Source organism: Peptostreptococcus anaerobius VPI 4330 = DSM 2949 (assembly GCF_000381525.1).
GTDB lineage: Bacteria > Bacillota > Clostridia > Peptostreptococcales > Peptostreptococcaceae > Peptostreptococcus > Peptostreptococcus anaerobius.
Genome location: NZ_KB906671.1, coordinates 1 through 1,274, shown reverse-complemented (window position 1 = coordinate 1,274; position 1,274 = coordinate 1). Strand labels below are relative to the sequence as shown.

The window sequence follows — 1,274 nt, the reverse complement described above, 5'->3', positions numbered from 1 at the left end:
GGATACGATGGGGAGCGAAACTAAGTAGCGAAGCAGCTGATTTCACACTGTCGAGAAAAGTCTCTATCGAGATTAAAGGTACCCGTACCGCAAACCGACACAGGTGGGTGAGGAGAGTATCCTAAGGCCAGCGAGAGAACTGTTGTTAAGGAACTCGGCAAAATGACCCCGTAACTTAGGGATAAGGGGTGCCCCAGAAATGGGGCCGCAGAGAATTGGCCCAAGCGACTGTTTACCAAAAACATAGGTTTCTGCTAAGTCGCAAGACGATGTATAGGAGCTGACGCCTGCCCGGTGCTGGAAGGTTAAGGGGATCTGTTAGAGCAATCGAAGCAGTGATCTTAAGCCCCAGTAAACGGCGGCCGTAACTATAACGGTCCTAAGGTAGCGAAATTCCTTGTCGGGTAAGTTCCGACCCGCACGAAAGGCGTAACGATTTGGGCACTGTCTCAACAACAGACTCGGTGAAATTGTAGTCCCGGTGAAGATGCCGGGTACCTGCGACAGGACGGAAAGACCCCATGGAGCTTTACTGTAGCTTGACATTGGGTCTCGGTACTACATGTACAGGATAGGTGGGAGACTGAGAAATCTGGGCGTCAGTTTAGATGGAGTCATCCTTGGGATACCACCCTTGTAGTATTGGGACTCTAACCATAGGCCATGAATCTGGTCTTGGGACACTGTCTGGTGGGCAGTTTGACTGGGGCGGTCGCCTCCCAAAAGGTAACGGAGGCGCTCAAAGGTTCCCTCAGTACGGTCGGAAATCGTACGAAGAGTGTAAAGGCAAAAGGGAGCTTGATTGCAAGACATACAGGTCGAGCAAGGTAGAAATACGGACTTAGTGATCCGGTGGTTCTGCGTGGAAGGGCCATCGCTCAACGGATAAAAGCTACCCTGGGGATAACAGGCTTATCTCCCCCAAGAGTCCACATCGACGGGGAGGTTTGGCACCTCGATGTCGGCTCATCACATCCTGGGGCTGTAGTTGGTCCCAAGGGTTGGGCTGTTCGCCCATTAAAGTGGTACGCGAGCTGGGTTCAGAACGTCGTGAGACAGTTCGGTCCCTATCCGTCGCAGGCGTAGGAAATTTGAGGAGATCTGTCCTTAGTACGAGAGGACCGGGATGGACATACCTCTGGTGTACCAGTTGTTCTGCCAAGGGCATGGCTGGGTAGCTATGTATGGAAAGGATAAGCGCTGAAAGCATCTAAGCGCGAAGCCAACTTCAAGATAAGATTTCCCACCGCAAGGTTAAGATCCCAGGAAGACTA

1 rRNA gene is annotated in these 1,274 nt (G+C 52.0%); it reads left to right on the top strand.

What is annotated here, in order from left to right:
* A 23S ribosomal RNA gene (locus tag F823_RS0110440) occupies positions 1-1,274 on the top strand; the annotation flags it as partial.